We start from the raw sequence: 25,195 nt of genomic DNA, 5'->3' as shown, positions 1-25,195 counted from the left end.
CCTGTCGTTTGATTGTCGCGCTACCCCTAGCGCATCTTGAGGGCTGTTTGCCTAGCGCATTTGTGAGGGTGGCAGAATTCGCCCGCTCGCATAGGGTTAGTTCAATCAGACATTCGCGAAGGAGAACTCCCATGACCAAGCTTCATTCCAGTCTCGGCCCTAACCCCCGCCTGGTGCGCATGTTTCTGGTCGAGAAGGGCCTGAAAGAGGGGGAGGACTTCGAGCGAATTCACTATGACATAATCGCTGGCGAAAACCGCCAAAGCGGCAGCCTGACTGACAAAAACGAATTGCAAACGTTGCCTGTGCTCGAACTGGACGATGGCACATGCTTGACCGAAAGCTGGCCTATCTGCGAATTCATCGAGGAGGAGCATCCAACCCCTAATCTGTTCGGCGAGACTTCGCTTGAGCGCGCCGAGGTGCGCAAATGGGCGCGACTGTTCGATCAGGAAGTTGTTGTCCCGATGACAATGGGTTTCCGCGCGACTGGCGGCAGACCAATGTTCGAACCGCGTATGCCGGTTGTCTCGCCTGAAGCCGGGGCCGAGCTCGCCGCAATGTCCGATGCCAAATGGCGCTGGTTCGATGCGAAGTTGGGCAACAGCAACAATCTGGCGTTGGGCCGCTTCACCTTCGCTGACCTACTGATGTTTTCCTTTGCCAATTTCGGCTTCACCATCGGTTGGAAGCTGCCCGAGGGAACAGACAACCTCGCGCGCTTCGTTGAGACCCACAACCAACGTGAGTGCGCCGCCATCTGGCAACAGGCGGAATAGTGCCCGACCTTTCCGGCAAAATCGCAATCGTCACGGGTTGCGCGAGCGGCATCGGTGCAGCAACTGTCCGGCGCTTTTTATCTGATGGCGCGCAAGTGCTGGGCACTGATATCAATGCGGATGCCGGACAGGCATTATGCGACGAACTTGGCGCGACATTCCTGCCGCAGGATGTATCTGACCGCGCGCGCTGGAGCGAAGTGATTGTTGCTGCTGTCACAAAATTCGGGCGGCTAGATATCCTTGTGAACAATGCCGGCAATGTGTCCGGCGCAAGCATTGGCGATGGGTCAGATGAAGAGCTGTTCGCCGCATGGGATCAAGTGATCGCGGTAAATCTGACAGGCACCATGATGGGTTGCCGAGCGGCAGTTGCGGCGATGAAGAACAATCCCGGCGCAACCGGCTCGATCATCAATATTGCGTCCACGACGGCGATCACTCCGCTGCCAACAGACGTCGGCTATTCTGCCAGCAAAGCCGGTGTCCGCGCGCTGACAAAATCGGTGGCAACGTGGTGTGCAAAGCAAGGGCTTGCGATCAGGTGTAACGCAGTGATCCCCGGCGCGACCGAGACTGGCATTCTCAATGCAGCTGAAGAAGTAACGCCGGGCCTGAAGGCAGCTGTCGCCGCCACATCGCCCATGAACCGCCTGGCCTATCCGGCGGAAACCGCGGCTGCGATTGCCTTTCTCGCCAGTGACGAATGCCCCTTTATGACCGGTGCAGACATGCTGGTTGATGGCGGCGCGCTGAGCATACACCCCGGATTCTAAGTGTTAGCTACGTGCTCAAGATAACCGGTCACGCGCATCTGGCGCGCGGTCCAGGCAAAGATCGCCAGCGCCACTAACCCCGCCGCAAAACTCACAAAGAGCACCGCATCGCTCAAGGCCGCGTTGCCGCGCGTGGGCTCCAGCGTATCGCTCAACCAGCCGATCACGCCTAACCCGAATGCCTGCCCGATCAGATTGTTGAAGAAGAGTGCGATGGCAACGGCGAAGCCGCGCTGCGATGGCTCCACCGCCGATTGAATGCCGGACATGATGGGCGCCTGGCTCGCAACGTAGATTCCGTATGCCAGTGCAAAGATGCCCAAAAACAGAGCAAAACTGCCGCTTTCAAACGCAATCCAGAGGGGAAGAACTGCTCCAAGGCTGACAATCCCGGGCAGCCAGGCGCGCCAGCGCTCGTCATGCTTCGCCAACCAGTCAGTGAGAAAACCCCCCACTATCGGGCCGGGAACGCCGCCGATCAGAAAGGCAAGGCCAAGATATATAGCGACATCGCCCACTGACACTTCGAACAGGCGGATCATTGCCGGAGCAAGCCAGAAGGCCATGCCGTATCCGATCATGATCTGGACCGCCCAGCCTAAAGCGAGGCCCAGAAAAACCTTGTTGGCAAGCAAACTGCGAATGGTTTCGCCCAGTGGCCGCTGCTCAATCCGCGCACCCTTGGGCGCATAGCGCCCGCGTTGCGGCTCGCGCACGGTAAAGTACAAGAATCCGCCGATGACAAAGCCCGGGATTGCCATCAGGATGAAGGCGTTGCGCCAACCGAACGCTTCCGCCAGCAACCCGCCCGCCATCAGCCCGGTTACAGTTCCCAGCGTCGAGCCGAGCGTCAGGAAACCCATGGCTCGGGCCAGCTCTTTTCGCGGGAAATAGTCTGCCAGCATCGATTGCGAGGCTGGGCCAGAACATCCTTCGCCAACGCCAACTCCGGTGCGTGCGAAAAACAGTGACCAGAACCCGATCGCTATGCCGCACAGCGCGGTCATGAGGCTCCAGAAGCTGATCGCGCCAGCCACGATGTTCTTGCGCACAGAACGATCGGCCAGCCGCGCTGCCGGAAACCCGATGATGACATAGGTCGCGGTGAAAGCGAAGCCGCCCAGAAGGCCGAGCTGCGTATCGCTGAAGTCGAACTCCGCTTTAATGTCTTCCAGCAGGATCGAGAACACCAGCCGGTCCGCCACGCTGAACAACAGCGTGAGGATCAGCAAGAACAATACGTACCAGCGATATTTGCCAGGTGCGTCTTGCTCAGCTTGCGGGTTTGAATCCTCAGTGATGGGGTCGGGCGTCGAGGCCATTGTCCACCGGAAGTACGATCCCGTTTACGAAGCGCGAATCGTCACTGGCAAGGTAAAGCACAGCATTCGCGACATCCTTTGGCGCACCCAAGCCATCAACTGGCAGCGGCCCGTCCGGGATCTGCATCAATTCCTCGCCTGCGCGGCCGGAAATATCGCGCACCATCGGGGTTTCGATCCCACCAGGCGCGATCGCATTGCAGCGGATGCCATACCCCTTGTCCTGACAATCCATCGCGATAGACCGCGTCATCGCGCGGATTGCCCCCTTCGCAGCGGTGTAAGCCGGAATATTGCCGTAGCCCATCAAGGCAGCAGTCGACGCCATATTGATGATCGAAGCGCCGGCTCCGCCGTTCTTTTCATGCCGGTTCTTCATCAATGGTAGTGCGGTCTTGCAGCCCAGAAATGTACCCTCAACATGGATCGCCATATGCAGCCGGAAATGTTCGAGCGAGCATTCCTCGATGCTCTCAAAGATCACGTTACCGGCATTGTTGACCAGGATATCGAGCCCGCCGTGACGTTGTTCCACTGCATCCATCATATGCTGCCACTGATCAGGATCGGTAACGTCTAACTCATAGGCATCGCCATGGATTTCATGCGCCACTTCGTGCGCGAGATCGATCTCCCGATCAGTCACAATTACATGCGCGCCTTCCTCGGCCAGCCGCATGCAATCAGCCTTGCCCAGCCCCATCGCGCCTCCGGTTACCAGCGCCACCTTCCCTGCGACTCTGCCTGCCATCCTGCTCTCCCAACACTGTTTTCTGCACGCCAAACTATCGGCAGCGATTGCGCACACCACTGTCAGAAGCGCTTAGTTTTCGATCAAAGTGCCAGTCGCCCGGCCGACGCTACACGCTAAGTTGCCTCTCAGGGAGAGCGTGAATGATCAGCGACGCGGAAGTACGGCGCCTGAAAGCGTTGATGGAGTGGGAAGGCCAGCGCAGCGCGCCGCCAGACGGTTTTCCCAGGCTGCCTGATATGCCGGCGGCTCGCTACACTTCGCCAGAGTATTTCGCGCTCGAGCAAGAGCATATCTTCCGCAAGAGCTGGCTGTTCGCCGGGCATATTGACGAGATTCCGGAGCCCGGTTGTTACATGCGTTGGCACAATGCGGGCGATCCGATTGTGATCGTGCACGGCATGGATGGCGTGGTCCGCGCGTTCTACAACACGTGCCGGCACAGGGGCGCACCGGTCGTAACCGAAGAACGCGGCAAATCATCGCGCCTCATGTGCGGCTATCACAATTGGACCTACAAGACTGATGGCACGCTGGTGGGCGTGCCTGAGAGACAGGATTTTCCGGCCGATTTCGATATGAGCTGCCGCGGATTGATCCCGGTTCGCTGCGAAATGCTGGGCAATGCGATCTTCGTGAATTTCGATCAAAACGCCATGCCGCTGACCGAATGGCTTGGCCCACTGATGAACGAATGGGACGAGTTCGCTTTCGACCGCATCAGATTGGCGGCGCGGCACAGCTTCGAGCTTAATTGCAATTGGAAGGTGGCGATGGAAGCCAACATGGAAGTTTACCATGTACCCTTTATCCACCCCACAACCGTAGCTCCGCTGGTCGACAGCAAGCGCAATTACAACACGATTTACCCCAACGGTCACGCACGCATGCTGGCCCCTGCCCCTGAGCAAACCGACCGCGAGCATGTGCGCGCAATCGACAGCCCACCGGGGTGGAAACAGATCGAAAGCGTGGGCGAATTGGGGCGGACATGTACGCAGAGCTACACTCTGTTCCCCAACTGGGTTTCGCCGCTGTCGAACTATTTCGTGCCGCCGCTCGTATTCTGGCCCACCGGGCTGAACACCACCCGGCTGGAGCTGGTCACAATGGCGCTCGATTGGGGTGATGAGCCCGCCCCCGATCTTTGGACAGTCCCGGACGATACCAAACCCAATGGCCGCGATATGTCGCCGATTATCCTCGAAGACACGCAGTTCGGCGAAGCGATCCAAAAGTCGATGCAGAGCGCCGCATTCCGAAGTATCCCGCTGTCTTATCAAGAGGCGCGAATTTACAGCTTCCACCAATCCTGTGACCGGATGATAGGGATCGACAATGTGCCGCAGGATTTGCGGGTCGAACAGGTCATAGGTGAAGAATGGATTTGGCCCAATGATCCACGTCGAGCGCAGTTGGATGCCGACGCAGCGGAGGGCACCCCAACATCCGTGTGACGTTACGGAATTGTAATGTGACGCAAAGGACGCACTAGCAATTTCCGCCTATTCCTTTTGCCAAGTGTTTCGCTGGGGGGTGCGCCATAGAGTTCTTGATCGGATACGAAGGTGAAAAGCCTCGAATTCAGGGACAATTGGTAACGGCAGATCGAGCCGGGCCATTATGGGAGAGAGCGATTATGACCAAGCTTATGAATCGGAATCCGTCAGCAATGCGTGCGGCGTTGCTGGGCGGAGTGGCGGTGTTTGCAGTTGCCGGACTACCTGCGGCTGCGCATGCTCAAGAGGCGGATACTTCGGCCGAAGAAGCTGATTTGGAAGACAATGTTATCATCGTGCGAGCACGTCGCCAGGCGGAAACATTGCAAGAAGTGCCGGTTACCGTTTCGGTTATTAGCGGAGAAGTATTGGAAAAGTACGGGGTCGATCAAATCGCGGACGTTGTAGGGCGAGTGCCAACGCTGAACGTTCAGGTCGGCGGCTCGGGTTCAGGCGGTCAAATCAGTTTGCGCGGCGTTGGATCATCCAACATTTCAGCCGCATTCGATTCGGCCGTGGCGTTTGACTTCGATGGTGTACAGGTCTCGACGATGCGTCTTGTACAGGCGGGTTTCTTCGACACAGCTCAGATTGACGTCCTTAAGGGTCCGCAATCACTTTTCTTCGGGAAATCAGCGTCAGCCGGCGTATTTTCAATTAGGTCAGCTCAACCGACTTCAACTTGGGAAATAGGCGCCAAAGCGTCGTATGAATTCGAAGAAAAAGGCTACGTGATCGGCGGCTACATATCAGGGCCTGTAAGTGATACTCTTGGTATTCGTTTGGCTGCACAATACAACGATATCGACGAGTATGTAGAATTGCAGCCCGGGACCCCCGCGGTCAATCAATTTCGCGGGCAAACAAACTTTGTTGGGCGTGCTACTCTTGCATGGGAACCAGACGATACCTTTGACGCCAATCTGAAGGTTCAATATGTCAAGAATGAAGGGGATGGCGCAGTACAGCATTCGGACATAAACTGCGGTCCAAATGGCGTAGCCGACGGCGTCTACCTGCTTGCAGGTGGTTTAATCATTCCGGCAGGCAATGATTGCAACGATAGCGATAGCAAATATTATCTACCGGACGCGGCCCCGCCTCTAGCAGGAGGTGTTCCAACACCATCGAAAGCTGCTGGTCGAAATGGCGTCCCTTTTAGTGAAACTGATATCTGGTTTACGCGGTTAATATCCAATTTGCGATTGTCCGATACTCTAACCCTGACCTCCACAACCGGCTATGTGGATATGTCCTCTGTCGACTTTGACAGCTATTCGTACGTCGGTCTTCTCGGACCAGGGGTCCCCGGCGGTGCAGGTGCTTCAGATCCGATCAATGAGCTGGAGCAGTTCACACAAGAGCTTCGGGTCACAACCGATTTTGATGGTGGAGCGAATTTCATGTTCGGCGCCTTCTATGAAGACCGAACTTTCGTATTCGACACTGCTCAACAAGCCGTCAACATCTCATTCGTTGCACCAGATCCAGTTACCGGGTTTACTTACGACTGGGACAAAAGGCACGTAACGAAGACAGAAGCCTGGTCATTCTTTGGTAGCGCCATCTTTGATCTTACCGATGACTTAGAGCTTGCTGGCGGTATCCGTTACACGGACGAAAGCAAAACTCAGACAATTACCGTTCCCTACCTGCACACATTTTTGCAAGGGCCGGGTTTTGTAAGTCCTGGCTTTAATTCGGGACCCATCGAATTTTCGGACAGCAACTGGTCTCCCGAGGCAACGATTAAATATAGAGCGTCTGAGGATGTAAATGTTTTTGCCTCGTTCAAGACTGGCTTCAAGTCTGGCGGAATCGACAACTCAGCTCTGCCTTCGGCTAGTTTGAGCCAAGCAGCGCTGAGCGGAGATTTCAGCGCCTTAATCTATGACTCAGAAACAGCAATCGGCGGCGAAATTGGCGTAAAATCGCAATTCAACGATCGTAGCGTCACACTTAACGCCACCGCATTTTATTATGTCTTCGATGACCTTCAGGTCCAAAACTTCGACGCCGTTAACATCCAGTTCCAAACTCTGAATGCGGGCGAAGTGACATCTAAAGGTCTCGATCTCGAATTGCGCTGGAATACACCAGTAGAGGGCCTTTCGATATCTTCTAACCTTGCGTATCTCGACGCTGCATTCTCAGACACATTCGTGGCTGGCTTAGGCCAAGATCTGGATGGCCGTGAAGTTGCTCGAGCGCCCGAAGTGTCAGGGAATTTTGCCGTAGATTGGTCAACGCCGGTTAGCAATTCGCTTGAGCTTAACGTGTCGGGTAATGCCATATATTCAGGTAGCTATTTTACCAATGAAGACACGCTGACCGATTTGCGTCAGGATAGCTATGTCACTTTCGACGCGCAAATTTCGATCGGCGATGCGGATGGCAAATGGAAACTGTCGCTAATCGGCACAAACCTAGCCGACGAGATCTGGGTCAATACATCCGGCGGGCGCCCATTCCTGGAGCCGGGTGTTGGTGACGATCTTGTTCTCACGCAAAACCGCGGTCGCCAGATCTTTGTCGAAGGCAGCATTCGCTTCTAAATAAGTACCATAGTCTTAAATTGAGGGGCGGGCCGATTGGTCCGCCCTTTCCATTTGCAAGTACCGCAAGGTGCCACCCCTATCCAAAAACGCGAATTGCCTGAATGCGCTACGCCCGACACAATGCCAATCAAATGCATATATAGCTGGAGGGATTACGCAGTGTCGCGCGAGCAATTGATAGAAATGACCCGCAATCTCATCGCGCATGGCGCGGCAGACACTATGGAATACGCCGACGATGTCGTGCGTGTGCCCGCATCGGCCTATACCGATGAAGCGTTGTTCGATCGCGAGAAGCGGCACATCTTCCGCCGTCTTCCACTAATGGTCGCGCCTAGCTGTGAGATCCCGAATGCGGGTGATTACAAAGCAATGGACATTTGCGGTGTACCTCTGTTGCTGACGCGCAAGAAGGACGGCACCGTTGGTGCATTCCTCAACATGTGCAAACACCGCGGCAATCCCCTGGCGGAAGGTACCGGGAACGCGACGCGCTTGGTGTGCGGCTATCATGGCTGGACATACAAGAACGACGGTGATTTGGTGGGCGTGGCCAGTCCGCAGGATTTCGGCGCCATCGACAAGTCGGAATTCTGCCTCACACGCTTCCCGGTCTACGAAAACGCCGGTTTGATCTGGGCAACGCTAGACCCCGCTTCGAAGCTCGATATTGCAGATTATCTGAACGGCTATGATGATCTGCTGAAGGCGTTTGAATTCGATGGCTGGACCTTGTTCGCGCAGCGCACCTTGCCGGGGCCTAACTGGAAGACGGCCTATGACGGCTATCTCGATTTCTACCACTTGCCTGTACTGCACAAAGACACGTTCGGCGCAGATTTCTACAACCGCGCGAACTACTTCGCCTTCGGCCCACACCAGCGGCTGTCGACCCCCTCGAAATTCGCGATCAAAGTGTCAGGTGACGACGATCAGAAACTGGATCTGGAACATCTCTCAGATGACGAAATCCCGCAGGAAGTGCTGGTCCAAGGCGTGTGGACGATCTTCCCACATATCTCGATCGCCAGCTTTTATGGAGGCGGGCAGCGCGGCGCGATGATCAGCCAGCTATTCCCCGGTAATGGCGTAGGTGAAAGCTACACAACGCAGTTCTACGTGATGGAGAACAAGCCGGAGACGGATGCCGACGTGAAGTCAGCGCATGAGCAGTTCGATTTCCTTGAGGTCGTGGTGCGCGATGAAGACTACAAGACTGGCAAGCGCCAGCACGAAGCACTGCAATCAGGGCTCTTGAAAGAAGTGCTATTCGGCAAGAACGAGCGCGGCGGACAAGTCTTCCACCAATGGGTGGAGAAGCTCACTAATGCGAGCGATGCGGAGCTGCTGGAGATATTTGCCGCTGAGCAACGCGAAGCAGCAGAGTAGGCTAAAACTCGAAAGGCCGCGCGATGTCAGTCGGGCCCTTGCGGGTCGGATTGTCATTGAGAGCTAATTCCACAAGGGCAGTGTCGAAGAATTCGTGCAGTTCGCTGATCTTGCCATCGCGAATGGTCATTATCTGGCAGTAGGTTTGAAGATACTGCTCGCCGTTCTTCGTATCCCCTCCGCCGTACATTAGCCCAACAACACGGTCGTCATCGGCACACATAATACGCCACTTGCGTGAGAACTGAACTGTTTCCGGAACCAGCTGTCCTACCACCCCCTCTTCAACAAGGGGGCCGAAGCACTCTGCTTTGCCGATCCACCGCCCCGATACCGGAGTCGAACCGACCAGATTGAATATCACATCGTCCGCGTGAAGATCAGCCAGCGCCTCGAAATCTCCAGCTTCGAGCGCACGATAATATGTTTCGGCCAGCGCAATGTTTGCAACGCGTCTTTCAGACATATCAGCCAAACGCAGGCCGGAAATTGGAATCGCCCCAATCCTGTTTCGGCGCCCACTCTGCCATATCTTCCAGCTTTCCGTCCAGCTCCGGGAAGCGCTCGTAAACATGGTCCATATCGACAGCAAACGGCGTTGTAGGCGCGGTGTTGTTGTATTCATAGAATGCCGCGATACCGGCGGCGAATTCGGTGCGCATTTCCTCCGGCATGCTGTCACCGGCGGCACGTACGAGATAATCGCCAAATTCCTGCGGGGTACATGGATCATATGTTATCGGCTTGCCTAGAGTGTCGGTAAGCACTTCAGCGACTTCGGGTCCGCGCATTCTCTTGGGCCCGCCGATATTGAGCCAAGCGCCTTCCATGTCAGGCCGCTCAAGGCTAGCGAGCATGAACTTCGCCACATCGTCCAAGCTGATCCAATTCGCCTCCAGATGCGGCGCGTGCGGATACACATAGCGTCCTTCATTGACGATAAATGGCCGCGCCCAATTGGTCAGCAGATTGTCCATGAACAATACCGAGCCGAATACAGTGCCCGGTGCGCCAGAGCGCCACAACGCATTGATACCCTTTGTGTTCTCACCATAAGTAAATGGATCGCCCGGCTTGTCCGGTATCCAGCTGGAGGTGTTCCAGACCACCCGCTTTACATCAAGCTCAGCCGCCACCTTGCCCAGATCCCCGATCAAAACAGCACGGTCTGCGCGCGCTTGAAGCGGGTGGGTGTAAAAGATGTAGTCCGAGCCTTCGAGCGCAGGCTTGAAAGTTGCAGTATCATACAAGTCCATCGGGCGGACCTCGATATGTTCGATCCCTTCGATCTTTGCGCCTGCAAAGGGTTCTGGCTGGCGCGAAATTGCGCGGACGTCATAGCCAGCGGCCAATGCCTGTTTGACCTGTGCCATTCCCTGCCGGCCTGACGCGCCGATAACCGTGATCAATGCCATTTCCACTCTCCCAATCTGATGTAGGCAGACTAGGATTTGCGCCGCACCGGCGCACCGCGCCAATTTGATAGCCCTCCTAAATTGACTAGCAAAAGCATCCGTTGCCGTAGCTTTGGACTGCGCGGACAAGGCAGGTATGACAAACCGTTTTTGGCGCATCGACGTACGGCCTCAGGGCACGGATTTTAGCGAATCCTTGCGGCTGATGGAGGCGCCCGAGCCTGAACCCAGCGAAGGCGAGATCGTTATCCGTAATGCCGTGCTGTCGATGGATGCGGGCACGCGGATGTGGCTGACCGATCGCACGGATGGATATCAACCGCCGCTGGAAACTGGCACGCCGATGACGGGTCTGGTGATCGGTGAAATCACCGCTTCGCGCCAGCCGGAGTTCCCTGAAGGGACACTAGTGCGCGCGTTCGGTCAATGGGCAGATTACAGCGTAGTCGATCCCATCATGGCTGGCGCGGTGAAGCTTGATCCAGCGGTCAAAGACAAGCGCGCATGGTTCGGCCCGCTGGGCATGAACGGGTGGACTGCACTGTGGGGGATTGAGCAGACTGGCGCCGCGAAGGCTGGCGAGAAGGTGCTGGTATCAGCAGCAGCAGGTGCGACGGGCATTCTGGCTGTCCAGATGGCCAAGCTGCTGGGCTGCACAGCCTGGGGTATCGCCGGGGGAGCTGACAAATGTCGCTTCCTGACTGACGCGATCGGGATCGACGGTGCGGTAGACTATAAGGCTGATGGCCTGGGCACGCAGCTTGACGCGATTGGCGGAGTAGATGTCTATTTTGACAATGTCGGCGGGCCTATACTGGATCATGTTCTGACGCGTATGAACCATTATGGCCGGATCGCAGTGTGCGGGCTGGTGTCCGATTATTCTTCCGGCACCCGCACAAGCCCGCAGGAATTCGATCAAGTCCTGATGCGGCGATTGCGAATCGAAGGCTTCTTTTCACCTGACTTCATGGACCAGGGCGAACGTCTGACGGCGCGGCTCAAACAATGGGTCGATACGGGCGAACTGACAATGCCCTATGATGTCACAAAGGGACTTGAGAATACCCTAACCGCCTACCAGAAGCTCTTTACAGGCGGCAACATCGGCAAGGTCATTGTGGAGTTGGATGCATGAGTATCAGGCTGGAAGACCGCGAAGCCATTCGCGATGTGATCGGGGCCTATGCCCATGCGATTGACCGACGGCGCTGGGACATGATGCCGCAACTGTTCCATGCAGATGCGACATTCGGTTTCGGCCCGGTGCAAGGCAATTGGGAAGAATTTGTCGGGCAAGCCCAAGCCATCATCGATCCCTGCCTCGCCACTCAGCACCAGTTAGGCCAGATACAATTCGGCTTTGAAGACGACACCTGCCACACCGAAACCTACTTCACCGCGATGCACACTATCCCAGCGGGCTATCCGGTGCCGGATGTATTTCCGGATAAGGGCAAAGTGTATTCAGCGGTGATTGCAGGGCGCTATGTCGATCGTTTCGAGCAGCGTTCGGGGCAATGGCGCATTGCACAGCGCACCGGCCTTTATGACTGGCGCGAATTTCGCGAAGTCGAAGGCGTGGGCCTTTCCGAGCTGCCAGAAGGCATGGCTGGCTTTCACGATGACCGTGACCCGTCGACACCGGCGGTTGCGCGCTGGCGCGGTTAGCGCGCACGCTTTACCGAGAACACACCGCTCATCGATACAATCGGCTGTCCATCGCGCATGATATAACCGCTGGTATAGGCTGTGCGGCCGCCCATCCGATCTATGTTGACAGCGCACTCCAGCCAATCTCCCAGCTTTGCACCGCTAAGAAAGTTTGTCGTCAACGAGACCGTCGCAACGCCTGGATGCGGTCGCTCGCTGTCGTAGACCGCGTGGCTCAGCGCCACATCGGCTAGGGTCGTCAGCACACCGCCATGCGCAGCGTCCTGATAATTGATGTGATGCGGCATGATCCGCAGGCCGACTATGCGGGGGCCGTCCGCATTGGCGCGCAGGAAGTAAGGCCCGCCATGATCAAGAAATCCGGGCGAGAAATTGGCAGGTTCAAAGCCGTCGGGCGGGTTGGCATCATTCATTCTGTCGACCCTAGCCTATGCGTGCGCCAGCGCCGCTATGAATTGTGCCAATGGCCCGCGCGCGCGCTCCGACTAGACCGGACCACGGAGAGCGAAAGGGAAAATCATGTCGAGCATCGACAACCCGCAAGTGATTGGTGACATCATCCGGCATCACGGCCGCGAGCACGAACAGGATGTCGCTTTTGAATTCGCAGGCGATCAGATGACATTCGGCCGGCTCGACCGGCGCAGTAATCGCTGTGCCAATGCGCTGGCCTCGCTGGGTGTCGGTAAGGGTGACCGCATCGCTTACCTTGGCAAGAATTCGCATATCTATTTCGAGATATTGGCAGGCGCGGCCAAGCTGGGCGCGGTGATGACTCCGGTCAATTGGCGGTTGGCCCGCCCTGAAGTCACCTATGTGGTCAATGATTGTCAGGCCAAGGTCCTGTTTGTCGGGCCCGGATTTGCAGACTTCGTCCGCGACATCGAAGGCCAGCTCGAACACGTCACGCGCATCTACGGCTCCGAAGGCACAGAAGGCCCTTACCCCGGATATCCCGAATGGCGCGGGACATTCCCCCAAATCGACCCGATGACCGAATGCACCGTAGAAGATGACGCGATCCAGCTGTACACTTCGGGCACAACCGGTCATCCCAAGGGTGCGATTTTGACGCACGGCTCGATCTTTTCCTCGCGCATGAACGATGTCGACGAGAGCGAAAAAATGGACTGGCAGAAAACCGTCCCGGGCGAGATCACGCTGCTCGCCATGCCATGCTTCCACATCAGCGGAACCGGCACCGGGCTTGGCACAATGTTCAACGGTTCCAAAGCGATCGTGCTGCCTGAATATGACCCGACGCAGGCGCTCGACCTGATCGAGAATTACAACATCTCCAAGATGTTCATGGTGCCCGCCGCGATCCAGATCCTGCTGAACCATCCGCGTATCAGCGAGGTGGACTTCTCCAATCTCAAGTACATCACCTATGGCGCTTCGCCCATTCCGCTCGAATTGATGAAACAGGCGATGGATGTGATGGGGTGCGGCTTTGTGCAGATGTACGGCATGACGGAAACGTCAGGCACTATAGTGACGCTCAACCCCGAAGATCATGTGCCCGAAGGCAGCCCGCGCATGCGCAGCGTCGGAACACCGCTACAAGATGTCGAAATCAAGATTATCGACAATGACGGAGCAGAGGTGCCAGCCGATACAATCGGCGAGATCGCAACGCGCAGCCCGAAGAACATGAAAGGTTACTGGAACCGGCCCGAAGCCACCGCAGAGACGATTGATGCCGATGGCTGGCTGCGCACAGGTGACGCCGGATACCTCGATGAGGATGGCTATCTCTATATTCAGGACCGGGTGAAAGACATGATTATTTCCGGCGGCGAGAATGTCTATCCGGCGGAAGTTGAAAATGCGATCTACGCACACTCCAAAGTTGCGGACGTGGCAGTGATCGGCGTGCCTGACACTAAGTGGGGCGAAGCGGTGAAAGCCTGTGTCGTGGTGAAGGATGGCGAGGAATTGTCCGAAGCCGAAGTCATCGCGCATGCCCGCGAACATATCGCTGGCTACAAATGCCCCAAGTCGGTCGACTTCATCGACGCCTTGCCACGCAATCCCTCTGGCAAGATCCTGCGCAAGGATCTGCGCGCGCCCTATTGGGAAGGCAAGGATCGTGCCGTCAACTAGGCGCTTTGGCGACCTTCCCGTTCGGCAGATCGCCTGGTTCGTGCCTGACATTGAAAGCTCGGCGCGCGCGCATAGTGCAAGTTTTGGGTCTGGCCCTTTCTTCACCTTTCATCACGTGCCGCTCAATTGGAGCGAGCACCGCGGCCAGCGCGTGACCCACGATCATTCCAGCGTTTATGGCCAATGGGGCGATGTGATGGTGGAATTCGTCGCCCAGCACGGTGATAACCCCAGTGCGTTTCATGACATGTTTCCTGCGGGCAGCAGCGCGCAAGGGCTGCACCATATGGCAATCTGGGTTGACGATCTGGACACAGCGATTGCTGATTTCGGCGCGCAAGACATGCCGCTCGCGCAGCTGTCCGAGGTAACCAGCGGCACGCGCTATGCCTTCGTCGATGCGACCGCTTCGCTCGGCCATATGCTTGAGCTCTACGAGCCCAGCGAACAGCTGACCGGATTCTACGACATGGTGCGCAATGCCGCCAAAGATTGGGACGGCAGCGATCCGATCCGCAAATTGAACTGAGGAGAAATGGCAATGCCCGGCGAAGCCCAACGCCTAATCGAGGAGTTCTGGCGCATCCAGGATGAAGGTGACTACACCAAGCTTGCACCGCTGTTTTCGGAAGATGCTCTGCTGGAAGATCCGGTTTGGGGCACGCACAAGGGACGCGACGCGATCCTTGGTTTCATGACCACTATGGTGAAGGAAATGGGGACACGCCAAATCAACTTCACAGTGGATGAAATCTGCGGCGATGATCACGCGGTCTGGGCACGTTGGACCATGCATTCACCAGAGGGATCCCGCGGCGGCGTGGGCATATACAAAGTCGCCAATGGGCAGTTGACCTATTACCGCGACTATATGGACCCGCCGGCCGAGGGGTGATTACAGTTCCCGATAAAGCGGGTGATTGCTCTTATCGATCCGAGCCGTAGGAAGCGGAAAGTCAGGGTTGGGCGTAAACCTTGGCTGGTTCACGAGGTCGCTCTGCCAATCGACAATGTAGAGACGTTGGGAGATGCGCCATTCCTGCCCTGATCCTGCCTCTCGTTTCTCCCACTCATCAAGATAGCGTCCGCCATAGAGATTGCCTGCCAGCGTTCCGTCATCCTGGCGGCTTGCACCGGCGAAAACGCCGTAGCACTCGCTGCTGGCATTGGAAGATGAGTGGAAATCAATCAGAGGCTGTGACAGCATGTGCCAGCGCCGGTCAGAGCCACGCTCGATATCCATAACGATCGGTAGGAACTCTTCGGCGCAGCCCTTGAAGAAGCCATAGTCGATCTCGGCATCGGGCCAGTAACAGCTCGCTTGCCCCGCATCATCAAGCCAGTCGAGGGTGCGAGAATATCGCTGGATCACATCGCAAATCGCCTGCCTGTCGATCAGTTCCTGTAGCGCGCGATCCATTGCCACTCTCCCCATTTCCGCGAGTTGCCGCGCCCGCACTATCCGCTCACTGTGGCGAAAATTCCATCCGCATTTTCGGGAGGCCGCATTGGGAAGCGAACCACAAGTCAATCTGTTCGATCTGGAGACACAGAAGTGTCCCTATCCGGCCTATAAGCAGCTTCGTGACGAAGCGCCCGTCTACAATATTGCAGGCACCGATATGTGGGTCGTGACACGGTACGACACTGTTCGCGAAGTGCTGATGGACCCGCAACGTTTTCCCAGCTCTGCACCGCAAGGCCGCTTTCGCGCATCGGCGGCCGATATGGAACGTGGCGCAATGGTCGCCAAACGGTTTGAGGAAAAGGGCTGGGTTCCGGCCGCAACACTTAACGGGCGCGATGATCCCAATCACAAGCAGATGCGCGCGATGTTCAACGAAGCGTTCAAGCCCAGCCGTATCAAGGAAATCGATGGCAAGGTCGAAACGCTGGCCTACGAGCTGATCGACGGCTTTCTGGAAGAGGGCAAATGCGAGTGGGTCAGTCAGTTCTGTGTGCCGTTGCCACTCTACATCATCGGCGAGCAGATGGGCGCGAAGAAGAAAGACATCTGGCGCATCAAGAGCTGGACCGAGGCATTCTTCCATCGCATTTCCTTCATGCTGCCTGAAGATCGCCACATGGAGATGGTCGACAAGGAAATCGAAGCGCAGCACTATTTCCAGCCGATTTTCGAACGGCTGCGCGAAAACCCTGATGACAGCTTGATCAGCGTGCTCGTCAACACTGTGATCGAAGACTGGGGTCGGACCCTGACCGACAATGAGCTGCATGCCGAGATGATGGCGGATACATTTGTGGGCGGCAGCGAAACCACCACCAATGCGCTGGCAGCCGGTATGAAGCTGCTGATCGAAAACAAGGATGTATGGCATCAGCTGAAGTCTGATCCCGACAAATACATGCGCACCTTTGTCGAGGAAGTGGTGCGGCTGGAAAGCCCGGTGCAAAGCCTGATGCGCTTTGTCGCCGATGATACCGAGCTGGAAGGCGTTACCATTCCCGGCGGCGCAATGATCAACGTGCGCTTCGCCGCGGCCAATCGCGACGAGCGGGCGTTCGAATGCCCTGAAAAGCTTGACTTGGAGCGGCCCAAGGCGGGCAGCCACATGGGCTTTGGCTCAGGGACGCATCATTGCCTTGGCGCGCCATTGGCCCGGCGTGAGCTGACGTGGGGTTTCACAGCAGTGGTCGACCGGTTTGAAGACATGTGGTTTGCAGAAGGCAAGAACGACTTCGCCTATCACCCGCACTTCCTGCTGCGCAGCTTGAAAGAGCTACACATCGAGTTCGAACCGAAGAAAGCCTAGGCGTCCGGCCTTAAGTGTTGGCTTGGGCCGCACTCCGCCCTGCAATATAGCCAAAGGTCAGCGCCGGACCGAGCGTTCCGCCCGCACCAGCATATATCCCGCCGGTGGGGCAAGCGATGGCATTGCCAGCACCATACAGCCCGGCGATTGGCGTACCATCATGGCCCAACATCCGCGCCGCACCATCGGTTCGCGGCCCGCCATTGGTTCCGAGCAGGCCCATGCGAATCTCGACCGCATAAAAGGGTGCACGGGCAATCGGGCCCAGCGTCACCGCGGTTCCTTCGCGGCTGCGGTCGCCATAGAAGTGGTCATAGGCAGAGGTGCCGCGCTGAAAATCGGGATCGTGTCCGGCGCGTGCAAAGCCGTTGAACCGAGCAACCGTGGCGTCGAGCACAGACCCTTCGATCCCGATCTTGCAGGCCAGTTCTTCCAGTGATTCTGCACGGATCACCCACTCGGGCACCGGCTGCCCCGGCAAGCGCGGGCCAATCGGGTAACGCTCGACATAATCCTCATCAAAGATCAGCCAGGCCGGTAGGTTGAGATAGTCATAGCTCTGCGGGTCGAAGGCGTGGAACGCGCCCGCCAGCGCGGAATAATTCGCCGCTTCATTGCAGAAACGTTCACCCTTGCGATTGACCATGATCGAATGCGGAACAGTCCGTTCGATCAGCACAGGCTGCGCGCGCTGCTCACCGCCCGGCCACGGTATATCGGGCGTGACCAACGTTGGCGCCCACCACGCCTGCGTCATATTGCCGAGCTTTGCACCATTTGCCATCGCCAGACTTAGGCCATCGCCGCGTGCCGTTGGAGGGCTGGCGGGCGCATCCATTGGACCGCGCAGAAAGGCCTGACGCTTGTCTTCATCCCACTCAAATCCGCCGGTGGCGATGATTACGCCTTGGTTCGTGTGCAATTCGAAATCAGCTCCGTCCCGCGTCGCCTTGATTCCGGTGATGCGATCGCCGTCGCGGATAAGCTCGCGCGTCTCCACGCCCAGCATTGGCTCGATCCCGCGCTCCAAACACGCCTTGAGCAACCGCCCGACCATGGCCTGTCCAAAGCCGCGCTCATTATTGCCGACGCGGCGCTGCATTTCTTCAGGCTCGACCACTCCTGTGCCGCCGCCCAAGGGCGTTTCGCGCAGCATCATCGGCTTCATCTCTTCAATCGCAGTGATACGGCTTGCCCATTCGCCCAGTTCACCCAGTGCAAACAAATCATGATCCAGTGCACGGCCGCCTTCAGGCTTCGCTCCCGGACGATCAAGATAATAGTCCGGATAGCCATCAAGCAGCGACACGCTGAGCGCGCCAATGTTTTCCAAGAACTCCAGCGCTTCCGGCCCGCGATCCACAAACGCTTCAAGCGTGTCATCCACCAGGTCGCCGTGGTCGAGCGCCTTGAAATAGGCGAGCGCTTCTTCGCGGCTGTCGCTCATACCTGCGGCGCGCTGGCGCGGATTGTCCGCCACCCAGATGACGCCGCCCGAAATCGCCGCTGTCCCGCCGATCCGGTCAAACCGCTCAATCAGGGCAACTTTCGCGCCCGCTTCGTAGGCAGCCAGCGCCGCAGCCATTCCGGCCGCGCCGCACCCCAGGATGATCACATCTGTTTTTTCCATGGCTCGACAAGACGCGTTCGGGCCACGCGCGGCAATTCCTCATTTTAGCAAGGTGTGGGTTTAGGCATCTGTGAGCCAAGCCAGCCCGCACCCTCCACCCTACCACCCGGAGCCTACCGGAAACTATCCGGGTGGTAGGGTGGAGGGTGCGGGCGGCGCGGAAACCCCAGCGAAAATGCCAATGTTGGAACCCTCACAAATGTCGCATGGCTTGGGACAAGGAGAAACGCATGAAACTGGAAGGCAAAGTCGCAGCAATCACAGGCGGAACCGCGGGTTTGGGGCGCGGGATTGCCGAAGCGTTTCTGGCCGAGGGCGCGAAGGTCGCGCTGTTCGCGCGCAATCCGGAAAAGGGCGCGAAGGTGCTGGAAGAACTCAACGTCGGTGACAGGGCGATCTTTGTCGCTGGCGATGTAATGAAGCAGTCCGACGTTGAAGGCTTCATCGACCACACAGCCGCCAACTTCGGCACGATCGACATTCTGGTCAACAATGCCGGCGGCGCGGGCGATCTGCAGCCGATGGTTGATCTGTCAGATGAAGCCTTTGACGAGGCGATGAAATGGAACGTCTATTCCACCTTTTGGGCCAGCCGCCGCGCGCTGAAGACCATGATCCCGAACAAGACCGGGCGCATCATCAATATGTCTTCAATGGAGGGCAAGCACGGCAAGCCGGTGTTTACCGCCTACACTGCGGCCAAGCACGCGGTAACCGGCATGACCAAGAGCCTTGCGCGCGAAGTGGGCGAGCTGGGCATTACCGCGAATTGCATCTGCCCCGGCCTGGTTGTGACCGACATCATCAAGAACAATGGCCCCGCGACTGCGAAAGCGATGGGCATGGAATTTGACGAGATGATCAACATGTTCGCCAGCGAAGCCGCGATCAAACGCCCCAACACAGTCGAGGAAATTGCAGCGGTCGCCCTGCTGCTCGCCAGCAAGGAAGGCGGCGGGATTACAGGCGCAGCGATCAGCGTCGATGGCGGGACCGCGCAATACTAGCGCGGCGCCAGGCTAACCGTCCTGCTGCATCTTCGCCATCGCCGCGCCAACAGCCGCTTCGATATCGACCGCCTGCGGATTGCCGCGCAAGGTCAGCCCGCCGTTGGGCTGGATATTCTGGCCGGTCACAAAGGCACGATCACTGCACAGCCAAGCGCACGCCTCGGCCACATCCTCGCTCGTGTTCAAGCGGCCCAGCGGATATTTGGGCATGAATGCATCCACCAGTCCCGGCACTTGAAAACTGTCTGAAGTCATCGGGCTTTCCGTGAACGCGGGTGAGACCGTGTTGGCCTTGATCCCGTATTGCCCGAAGTCATTGGCGACGCAGCGGATCATCGCTTCACCTGCAGTCTTCGTACCGATGTAGGCCGCGTGATTGTTGATCAGGGCCTTCGTGGTCGCAGAAGATAGAGAAATCAGCGATCCGCCTTGCGGGTCCTGATCCTTCATCTGCTGAACAAAGGCCTGCAGGAAATGATGCACACCCTTGAATTGCAGCGCGCAAATCTGGTCGAGCTGTTCCTCGGTCGTCTCTAGGATATTTGCGAGCAGCCCCCAGCCTGTGCAATTAATTGCCGCGTCGACCCGGCCCATCTTTTCAGCCGCGGTCGCGGCCAAGCCGTGCACTTGCGCGTGGTCTGTAATGTCGCACAAGGCATAGTGCCCGCCGATTTCGCTTGCGAGCTCCGACAACGGGCCTTCCTTGCGGCCAGCCACCAGAACCTCTGCCCCTTCGGCAGCGCACAGCCGGGCAGTCACCTGGCCCATATTGTCCTTGCTCGCCGCACCCAGAATGACGGCTTTCTTTCCTTCCAAAAGGCCCATGTCTCGCTCCCAACCAAATGTGTTCTCACCCGCGTCTCTAAGCGGTCCAGCGGCTGAGCGCCCTTCCCAAAAGTGCTCATTGAAGGATCGGCTGCGCACGCCGATAGCCACACCGAGAGATAAGGAGAGCGCCGTGTTCCGAGGACCCGCAGAAGATCGCCAGATGATTGCCGAACTCAATGGCACCTATGCCGATGGAGTCGTGCGCAAAGATCCCGCGACTTGGGGTAGCGTTTGGGCCGAGAATGCCACGTGGGATTTCTTCGGCAATCTGTTCGAAGGCAAAGAGGCCATCGTCGGATTCTGGAGCCAGGCGATTAGCGGGATCGAAGCGGTCAGCTTCCACTGTGTCCCCTGCATGGTCGATGTCACCAGAGATACGGCCACCAGCCGGGTCCAGACGCAAGAAATCCTGCATATGAAAGATGGCAAGACCCGCGTTGTTGGTGGGCTCTACGAAGACGAATTGGCGAAGATCGACGGCGCATGGGTCTTTACCCATCGCAAGTTCGGCATCGTTGCAGAATACAATCCGCAAGAAGGATAAGACATGGCGAAAATCGTTATCTCGGCACAGATCGACCTGCCGGCAGACAAACGCGAAGAAGCATTGAAAACCGCACAGCCGTTTATCGATGGCGCACTCTCTCAAGAGGGGTGCCTGCATTATGACTGGAGCGCGGACCTGAATAATCCGACCCGCATCAATGTCTTCGAAGAATGGACCAGCGAAGAAGCCCTCGCGAGCCATTTCGCGAACAAACACTATGCCGGAATGCTGGGCCATCTGGGTTCATTCGGGATCGAGAACGCCGTGAGCCGGAAGTACCGCGTCGACGCCGAAGGCCCGGTTTACAACGAGGAAGGCGTACCGACAGAGAAGTTCGGCTGAAGCTGCTCGGCGCCATTGTCGCGGGTGGAAAAGCCACGCGATTTGGCAGCGACAAGGCCTATGCGCGTCACAAGGGAAGGCGCCTTATCGATCATGTCGGGGCGGCGCTGGCCGCGCAATGCAGCGGGTTGGTTGTATGCGGGCGGGCGGAGGAAGGCTTCGATTGCATTGCGGACCTGCCGGAAGACGGGCTTGGTCCGCTCGGGGGGCTGAACGCGGCTCTGCATTTTGCTCGAATCAATGGCTTTGACCGGGTTCTCAGTTCCGGCTGTGACACTCCCAACCTGCCCGACAATCTTGCTCAGGCGCTTGCCGGCGAAGGCCCCGCGATCGTGCAAGACCAGCCAATAGTGGGGCTGTGGCCTGCATCGCTAGCGCCGCGACTTGATATCTTCATACGCGACGGGGGGCGCGCACTTTATGGCTTTACCGAGAGCGTCAACGCGCGGCAGATTGCTATCGATCCGCCGCTGATGAATGTGAACCGGCCAAGCGATCTTGAAAGCTAGAGCTTGAGCATCTGCTTGCCGCGGTTCTTGCCCACAAACAGCCGCTTCAGCGTTTCAGGCGCGTTTTCAAACCCTTCCTGGATGTCTTCCTGATAGCGCAATCTGCCATCATTGACGAAGCCTTCCAAACGCTTGCGGATGCCGGGGAATTCCGCTGCCCAATCCAGCACGATGAAGCCCGCCATACTGGCGCGGCGGAAAATCAGATTGAAATAATTGCCCGGGCCAGTGGGTGTTCCGCCAGACTCATACCGGCTGATACCTCCACAAACCACCACACGCGCTCCGGTGGCGATATTGGCAAGCATGTCATCAAGGATTGCGCCGCCGACATTGTCAAAGATCACATCGACACCGCCAGGGCAAAGTTCCCTGATCTGGCGCTTTACATCGCCCGCCTTGTAATCAATCGCCGCATCGTAGCCGGCTTCTTCGACCAGCCATTTGCATTTCTCCGGACCGCCAGCAATTCCAACTGCGCGGCATCCGGCAATCTTCGCTAATTGCCCAACGACAGATCCGGTTGCGCCTGCTGCACCCGACACCAGCACCGTGTCGCCAGCCACAGGCTTGCCCACTTTGAACAGCCCGCAATAGGCAGTAACCCCGGTCGTGCCGAGCACTGACAGAACAGCGGTTGGTGAAAGCCCTGTCTCTACTTTGGTCAGATCCTTGCCGTCGGTGACAAGGTGATCGGTCCAGCCGATTGTGCCGAACACCCAGTCGCCCTTCTGGAAGCGCCCGCCATTGCTTTCGATCACTTCGCAAATGCCGCTGCCGCGCATGACATCGCCGATCGCCATGGGCGCGACATAGTCCGCAATATTCTCCATCCAGCCTTTTTGCGCCGGATCGAAGCCAAGATAGCGCGTTGCGAGCAGCATCTCACCTTCGGCTGGATCAGGCAGCTGTGTTTCGGACAGCTTGAAATCACCATCCTCGATCCCCCGTCCACGCGGATGTCCGTTCAAAAGCCATTGGCGAGCGGTGGTGGGCATGATGTTTCTCCTGCTGTTTCTGTCGATTCAGCCTAATGGTGGCCCACGCCGCAACTCACCACGCGCAAAAGTGTCAGTCGCTGCCCCTACGGCATCTGTTATGTTGCGTGTCAAAGGAGAGAGTGATGGGCGTTCAAACGCACAAGACATTCTGCCGCTTTTGCCACGCAAATTGCGCGATGTTGGTCGATGTGGAAGATGGAAAAGTTAAGGCCGTCCGCGGCGATCCGGATGATCCCGAATATGGCGGCTATACCTGCAAGAAAGGCCGCGAACTGCCGGATTCGCACAATTCGGAAGATCGTCTGCACCATTCGCTGGTGCGCGATGAAAATGGCGAGTTTCAGGAAACCCCGATGCAGGATGCGCTGGCCCATGTCAGCGATGAATTCCGCCGGATAATCGACAAATACGGCCCCCACTCGATCGCACTCTTCATGGGTTCGGGCGGCTACCAGAACAGCTCTGCGATGATGGCTACGATGAGCCTGGCGCAGGCCATCGGCACTAAACACTTCTTTACGTCGGTCACTCTGGACCAGCCAGCCAAGGTCTTCACGACCGAACGCTATGGCAAATGGATGGGCGGCGCGAACAACTTCTCTCAAGCTGACGTTGCGTTCTTCATCGGAAATAATCCGATTGTGTCGCATTACTCGCCTGTTGGCGGGGTGCCGCCGTTCAGCCCTTCCAAACGCATTCGTGATCGCCAGAAAGAAGGTATGAAGCTGATCGTGGCGGACCCGCGTCTGGCCGAGGTCGGCCAGCTGGCAGATATCTATCTGCCGGTAAAGCCGGGCGAAGACCCGGCACTGCTGGCAGGCATGCTGAATGTGATTTTCACTGAAGAGCTTTACGATCGCAACTTCGTCTCCGCGCATGTCGACGGACTGGATGAACTAAAAGACGCAGTTGCCGCCTTCACGCCGGAAGTGGCGGCAGAGCGGGCCGGGGTTGAGACCGATCAATTGGTCGCCGCAGCTCGCATGTTTGCAAACGGCTCCAAAGGCTGCGCTGTCACTGGCACCGGCCCTGAGATGGCGGGCAATGGCACGCTGACAGAGTATCTGGTGACATGCCTCAACACCGTTTGCGCGCGCTTCAAGCAAGAAGGCGAAAAGTGCAGCGTTCCCGGCGTCTTTACCATCCAGATGGGTGAGAAGCGCGCTCAAGTCGCGCCGCCAGCCCCGATGTTCGGCGTCGAAGGGATGGCCAAATCGCGCTTCCGCGGGCTTGGCCAATTGCTGTTCGAAATGCCGTGCAATGTGATGGCGGATGAAATCCTGACACCGGGCGAAGGCCAGATCCGGGCGCTTGTATCGGTTGGTGGCAACCCCGAAGTCGGTTTCCCCAACCAGCTCAAGATGCGCCGCGCACTGGATGATCTGGAACTGTTCGTTCAGATTGACCCATGGATGAGCGCCAGCGCCAAGCGTGCGGATGTCGTGCTTGCACCCAAGCAATGTCTTGAGCGCGAGGACATAACCAATCTGTCTGAATGGTGGCACGAGAATGCCTATGCGCGCTACACCGAAGCGCTGGCTGACGCGCCGGGAGACACGATTGACGAGTATGAAATGCTCTGGACCATCGGAAAGAACCTTGGCGTGCAAATGAAGCTTCCAGGCGGCGATGTGCCGATGGATGAATGCCCGACCAAACAGGAATTTCTGGATTTGATGGCGGCGGGATGCCTGGTTCCGCCGAGCAAGGTGCGCGAAGATGCGCGCAAGGCTGGCGGTGCGGCGGTGATATATGATGATCTCCATCCGGTTATCGAACCAGCTGATCCTGACCAGCATCACCGCTTCCAATTAGCGGCGGGCGATATGCCCAAACAACTGGAGAAATATGGCGCAGAGGATGCGCGCGCCGCGGGCTTCGATTTCCGCTTGATTTCACGCCGTTCGAAAGCGCGATTCAATTCGATTGGGCAGCCGCTTAAGAATCTTGGCCGCAAGATCACCACGAACCCGGCCTATATACACCCGGATGATCTGGCAGAGCGCGGATTGAAAGATGGCGATGTCATCGAAATCAGTTCACCGCACGCTTCGATCCATGGCATTGTTAAAAGCAGTGATCGGGTGCGGCGCGGGCTAATTTCGATGGCGCATGCTTTTGGCGACAGCGAAGCGGGCAAGCACAATGTGCGCGAAATGGGCGGATCAACCAACCGCTTGACCAGTGATGAAGTCGACTATGATCCGATCACCGGACAAGCGCTGCAAAGCGCGATCCCCGTGCGGATCGCAGCCGCCTGACCGAGCAAACGAAAAAGGAAACCT

At 57.4% G+C, this 25,195-nt stretch carries 25 protein-coding genes; 16 read left to right on the top strand and 9 right to left on the bottom strand.

Annotation, left to right across the window (positions count from 1 at the left end; all coding sequences use genetic code 11):
- Positions 1–131: 131 nt before the first annotated feature.
- The gene (locus QQX03_RS02700) at positions 132–779 is read left to right on the top strand and encodes a glutathione S-transferase family protein (protein ID WP_285976346.1); all 648 of its coding nucleotides are present in this window, start codon (positions 132–134) and stop codon (positions 777–779) included.
- Positions 779–1,555, top strand: a complete 777-nt coding sequence (locus QQX03_RS02695; protein WP_285976345.1) for an SDR family NAD(P)-dependent oxidoreductase — start codon at positions 779–781, stop codon at positions 1,553–1,555. The genes QQX03_RS02700 and QQX03_RS02695 overlap by 1 nt, the downstream gene beginning before the upstream one ends.
- Here QQX03_RS02695 and QQX03_RS02690 read toward each other — a convergent pair.
- Positions 1,552–2,877, bottom strand: coding sequence for a spinster family MFS transporter (locus tag QQX03_RS02690; protein WP_285976344.1), 1,326 nt, complete (start codon positions 2,875–2,877; stop codon positions 1,552–1,554). The two genes, QQX03_RS02695 and QQX03_RS02690, sit on opposite strands and share 4 nt — an antisense overlap.
- Complete coding sequence (locus QQX03_RS02685; RefSeq protein ID WP_285976343.1) at positions 2,849–3,628, bottom strand: SDR family oxidoreductase; 780 nt, start codon at positions 3,626–3,628, stop codon at positions 2,849–2,851. The genes QQX03_RS02690 and QQX03_RS02685 overlap by 29 nt, the downstream gene beginning before the upstream one ends.
- Positions 3,629–3,771: 143 nt before the next feature.
- Between QQX03_RS02685 and QQX03_RS02680 the strand changes: the two genes are divergently transcribed.
- The 3 genes from QQX03_RS02680 (at position 3,772) to QQX03_RS02670 (ending at position 9,074) form a co-directional block, all read left to right on the top strand.
- Positions 3,772–5,085, top strand: coding sequence for an aromatic ring-hydroxylating oxygenase subunit alpha (locus QQX03_RS02680; RefSeq protein WP_285976342.1), 1,314 nt, complete (start codon positions 3,772–3,774; stop codon positions 5,083–5,085).
- Positions 5,086–5,267: 182 nt separating this feature from the next.
- Positions 5,268–7,682, top strand: a complete 2,415-nt coding sequence (locus QQX03_RS02675) for a TonB-dependent receptor (protein WP_285976341.1) — start codon at positions 5,268–5,270, stop codon at positions 7,680–7,682.
- Positions 7,683–7,868: 186 nt separating this feature from the next.
- Positions 7,869–9,074: an aromatic ring-hydroxylating oxygenase subunit alpha gene (locus tag QQX03_RS02670; protein ID WP_285976340.1), complete on the top strand. Its 1,206-nt coding sequence runs from the start codon at positions 7,869–7,871 to the stop codon at positions 9,072–9,074.
- Position 9,075: 1 nt separating this feature from the next.
- Here QQX03_RS02670 and QQX03_RS02665 read toward each other — a convergent pair whose 3' ends face one another.
- Both QQX03_RS02665 and QQX03_RS02660 read right to left on the bottom strand, forming a co-directional pair.
- A complete protein-coding gene (locus QQX03_RS02665) occupies positions 9,076–9,540 on the bottom strand; it encodes a nuclear transport factor 2 family protein (protein WP_285976339.1) in 465 nt (154 codons plus the stop codon).
- Between the two features lies 1 nt (position 9,541).
- On the bottom strand, positions 9,542–10,489 hold the full coding sequence (locus QQX03_RS02660; RefSeq protein WP_285976338.1) for an SDR family oxidoreductase: 948 nt from the start codon (positions 10,487–10,489) through the stop codon (positions 9,542–9,544).
- Positions 10,490–10,625: 136 nt separating this feature from the next.
- On the opposite strand from QQX03_RS02660, the gene QQX03_RS02655 reads away from it, so the two are divergent.
- Both QQX03_RS02655 and QQX03_RS02650 read left to right on the top strand, forming a co-directional pair.
- Entirely contained in the window at positions 10,626–11,627 is a 1,002-nt protein-coding gene (locus QQX03_RS02655; protein WP_285976337.1) for an NADP-dependent oxidoreductase, read from the top strand.
- Positions 11,624–12,160: a nuclear transport factor 2 family protein gene (locus QQX03_RS02650; protein WP_285976336.1), complete on the top strand. Its 537-nt coding sequence runs from the start codon at positions 11,624–11,626 to the stop codon at positions 12,158–12,160. Before QQX03_RS02655 ends, QQX03_RS02650 begins: the two co-directional genes overlap by 4 nt.
- On the opposite strand, the gene QQX03_RS02645 is transcribed toward QQX03_RS02650, so the two are convergent.
- On the bottom strand, positions 12,157–12,576 hold the full coding sequence (locus QQX03_RS02645; protein ID WP_285976335.1) for a PaaI family thioesterase: 420 nt from the start codon (positions 12,574–12,576) through the stop codon (positions 12,157–12,159). The genes QQX03_RS02650 and QQX03_RS02645 overlap by 4 nt on opposite strands.
- 106 nt (positions 12,577–12,682) lie before the next feature.
- On the opposite strand from QQX03_RS02645, the gene QQX03_RS02640 reads away from it, so the two are divergent.
- From QQX03_RS02640 to QQX03_RS02630, 3 genes are read left to right on the top strand one after another with little or no spacing between them, the layout of a single operon-like run.
- Entirely contained in the window at positions 12,683–14,269 is a 1,587-nt protein-coding gene (locus tag QQX03_RS02640) for a fatty acid--CoA ligase (RefSeq protein ID WP_285976334.1), read from the top strand.
- Positions 14,256–14,798: a VOC family protein gene (locus QQX03_RS02635; protein ID WP_285976333.1), complete on the top strand. Its 543-nt coding sequence runs from the start codon at positions 14,256–14,258 to the stop codon at positions 14,796–14,798. The genes QQX03_RS02640 and QQX03_RS02635 overlap by 14 nt, the downstream gene beginning before the upstream one ends.
- 12 nt (positions 14,799–14,810) lie before the next feature.
- Positions 14,811–15,164 (top strand): nuclear transport factor 2 family protein, encoded by a 354-nt coding sequence (locus QQX03_RS02630; protein ID WP_285976332.1) that lies wholly within the window; start codon positions 14,811–14,813, stop codon positions 15,162–15,164.
- Here QQX03_RS02630 and QQX03_RS02625 read toward each other — a convergent pair whose 3' ends face one another.
- Positions 15,165–15,689: a nuclear transport factor 2 family protein gene (locus QQX03_RS02625; protein WP_285976331.1), complete on the bottom strand. Its 525-nt coding sequence runs from the start codon at positions 15,687–15,689 to the stop codon at positions 15,165–15,167. It lies immediately after the preceding gene.
- An 88-nt stretch (positions 15,690–15,777) separates the two neighbouring features.
- Between QQX03_RS02625 and QQX03_RS02620 the strand changes: the two genes are divergently transcribed.
- Positions 15,778–17,043: a cytochrome P450 gene (locus QQX03_RS02620; protein ID WP_285976330.1), complete on the top strand. Its 1,266-nt coding sequence runs from the start codon at positions 15,778–15,780 to the stop codon at positions 17,041–17,043.
- A 10-nt stretch (positions 17,044–17,053) separates the two neighbouring features.
- On the opposite strand, the gene QQX03_RS02615 is transcribed toward QQX03_RS02620, so the two are convergent.
- Entirely contained in the window at positions 17,054–18,673 is a 1,620-nt protein-coding gene (locus QQX03_RS02615) for an FAD-dependent oxidoreductase (protein WP_285976329.1), read from the bottom strand.
- A 230-nt stretch (positions 18,674–18,903) separates the two neighbouring features.
- On the opposite strand from QQX03_RS02615, the gene QQX03_RS02610 reads away from it, so the two are divergent.
- On the top strand, positions 18,904–19,680 hold the full coding sequence (locus tag QQX03_RS02610; RefSeq protein ID WP_285976328.1) for an SDR family NAD(P)-dependent oxidoreductase: 777 nt from the start codon (positions 18,904–18,906) through the stop codon (positions 19,678–19,680).
- A gap of 12 nt (positions 19,681–19,692) precedes the next feature.
- Here the strand turns inward: QQX03_RS02610 and QQX03_RS02605 are convergent, their stop codons facing one another.
- On the bottom strand, positions 19,693–20,508 hold the full coding sequence (locus QQX03_RS02605; protein WP_285976327.1) for an SDR family NAD(P)-dependent oxidoreductase: 816 nt from the start codon (positions 20,506–20,508) through the stop codon (positions 19,693–19,695).
- A 133-nt stretch (positions 20,509–20,641) separates the two neighbouring features.
- On the opposite strand from QQX03_RS02605, the gene QQX03_RS02600 reads away from it, so the two are divergent.
- The 3 genes from QQX03_RS02600 to QQX03_RS02590 are packed head-to-tail and all read left to right on the top strand — an operon-like array spanning position 20,642 to position 21,909.
- On the top strand, positions 20,642–21,055 hold the full coding sequence (locus QQX03_RS02600) for a nuclear transport factor 2 family protein (RefSeq protein ID WP_285976326.1): 414 nt from the start codon (positions 20,642–20,644) through the stop codon (positions 21,053–21,055).
- 3 nt (positions 21,056–21,058) lie between these two features.
- Positions 21,059–21,400, top strand: a complete 342-nt coding sequence (locus QQX03_RS02595) for a putative quinol monooxygenase (RefSeq protein ID WP_067597086.1) — start codon at positions 21,059–21,061, stop codon at positions 21,398–21,400.
- Positions 21,304–21,909: a molybdenum cofactor guanylyltransferase gene (locus QQX03_RS02590; protein ID WP_349665858.1), complete on the top strand. Its 606-nt coding sequence runs from the start codon at positions 21,304–21,306 to the stop codon at positions 21,907–21,909. The genes QQX03_RS02595 and QQX03_RS02590 overlap by 97 nt, the downstream gene beginning before the upstream one ends.
- Here the strand turns inward: QQX03_RS02590 and QQX03_RS02585 are convergent.
- A complete protein-coding gene (locus QQX03_RS02585) occupies positions 21,906–22,907 on the bottom strand; it encodes an NADP-dependent oxidoreductase (protein WP_285976325.1) in 1,002 nt (333 codons plus the stop codon). The two genes, QQX03_RS02590 and QQX03_RS02585, sit on opposite strands and share 4 nt — an antisense overlap.
- 125 nt (positions 22,908–23,032) lie before the next feature.
- On the opposite strand from QQX03_RS02585, the gene QQX03_RS02580 reads away from it, so the two are divergent.
- A complete protein-coding gene (locus QQX03_RS02580; protein WP_285976324.1) occupies positions 23,033–25,171 on the top strand; it encodes a molybdopterin-containing oxidoreductase family protein in 2,139 nt (712 codons plus the stop codon).
- Positions 25,172–25,195: the final 24 nt, after the last annotated feature.

It is taken from the genome of Altererythrobacter rubellus, assembly GCF_030284385.1.
In the GTDB taxonomy this organism is placed as follows: Bacteria; Pseudomonadota; Alphaproteobacteria; order Sphingomonadales; family Sphingomonadaceae; genus Erythrobacter; species Erythrobacter rubellus.
Note: the sequence above shows the minus strand (reverse complement) of the source record. Positions and strands in the feature narration are given on the sequence as shown.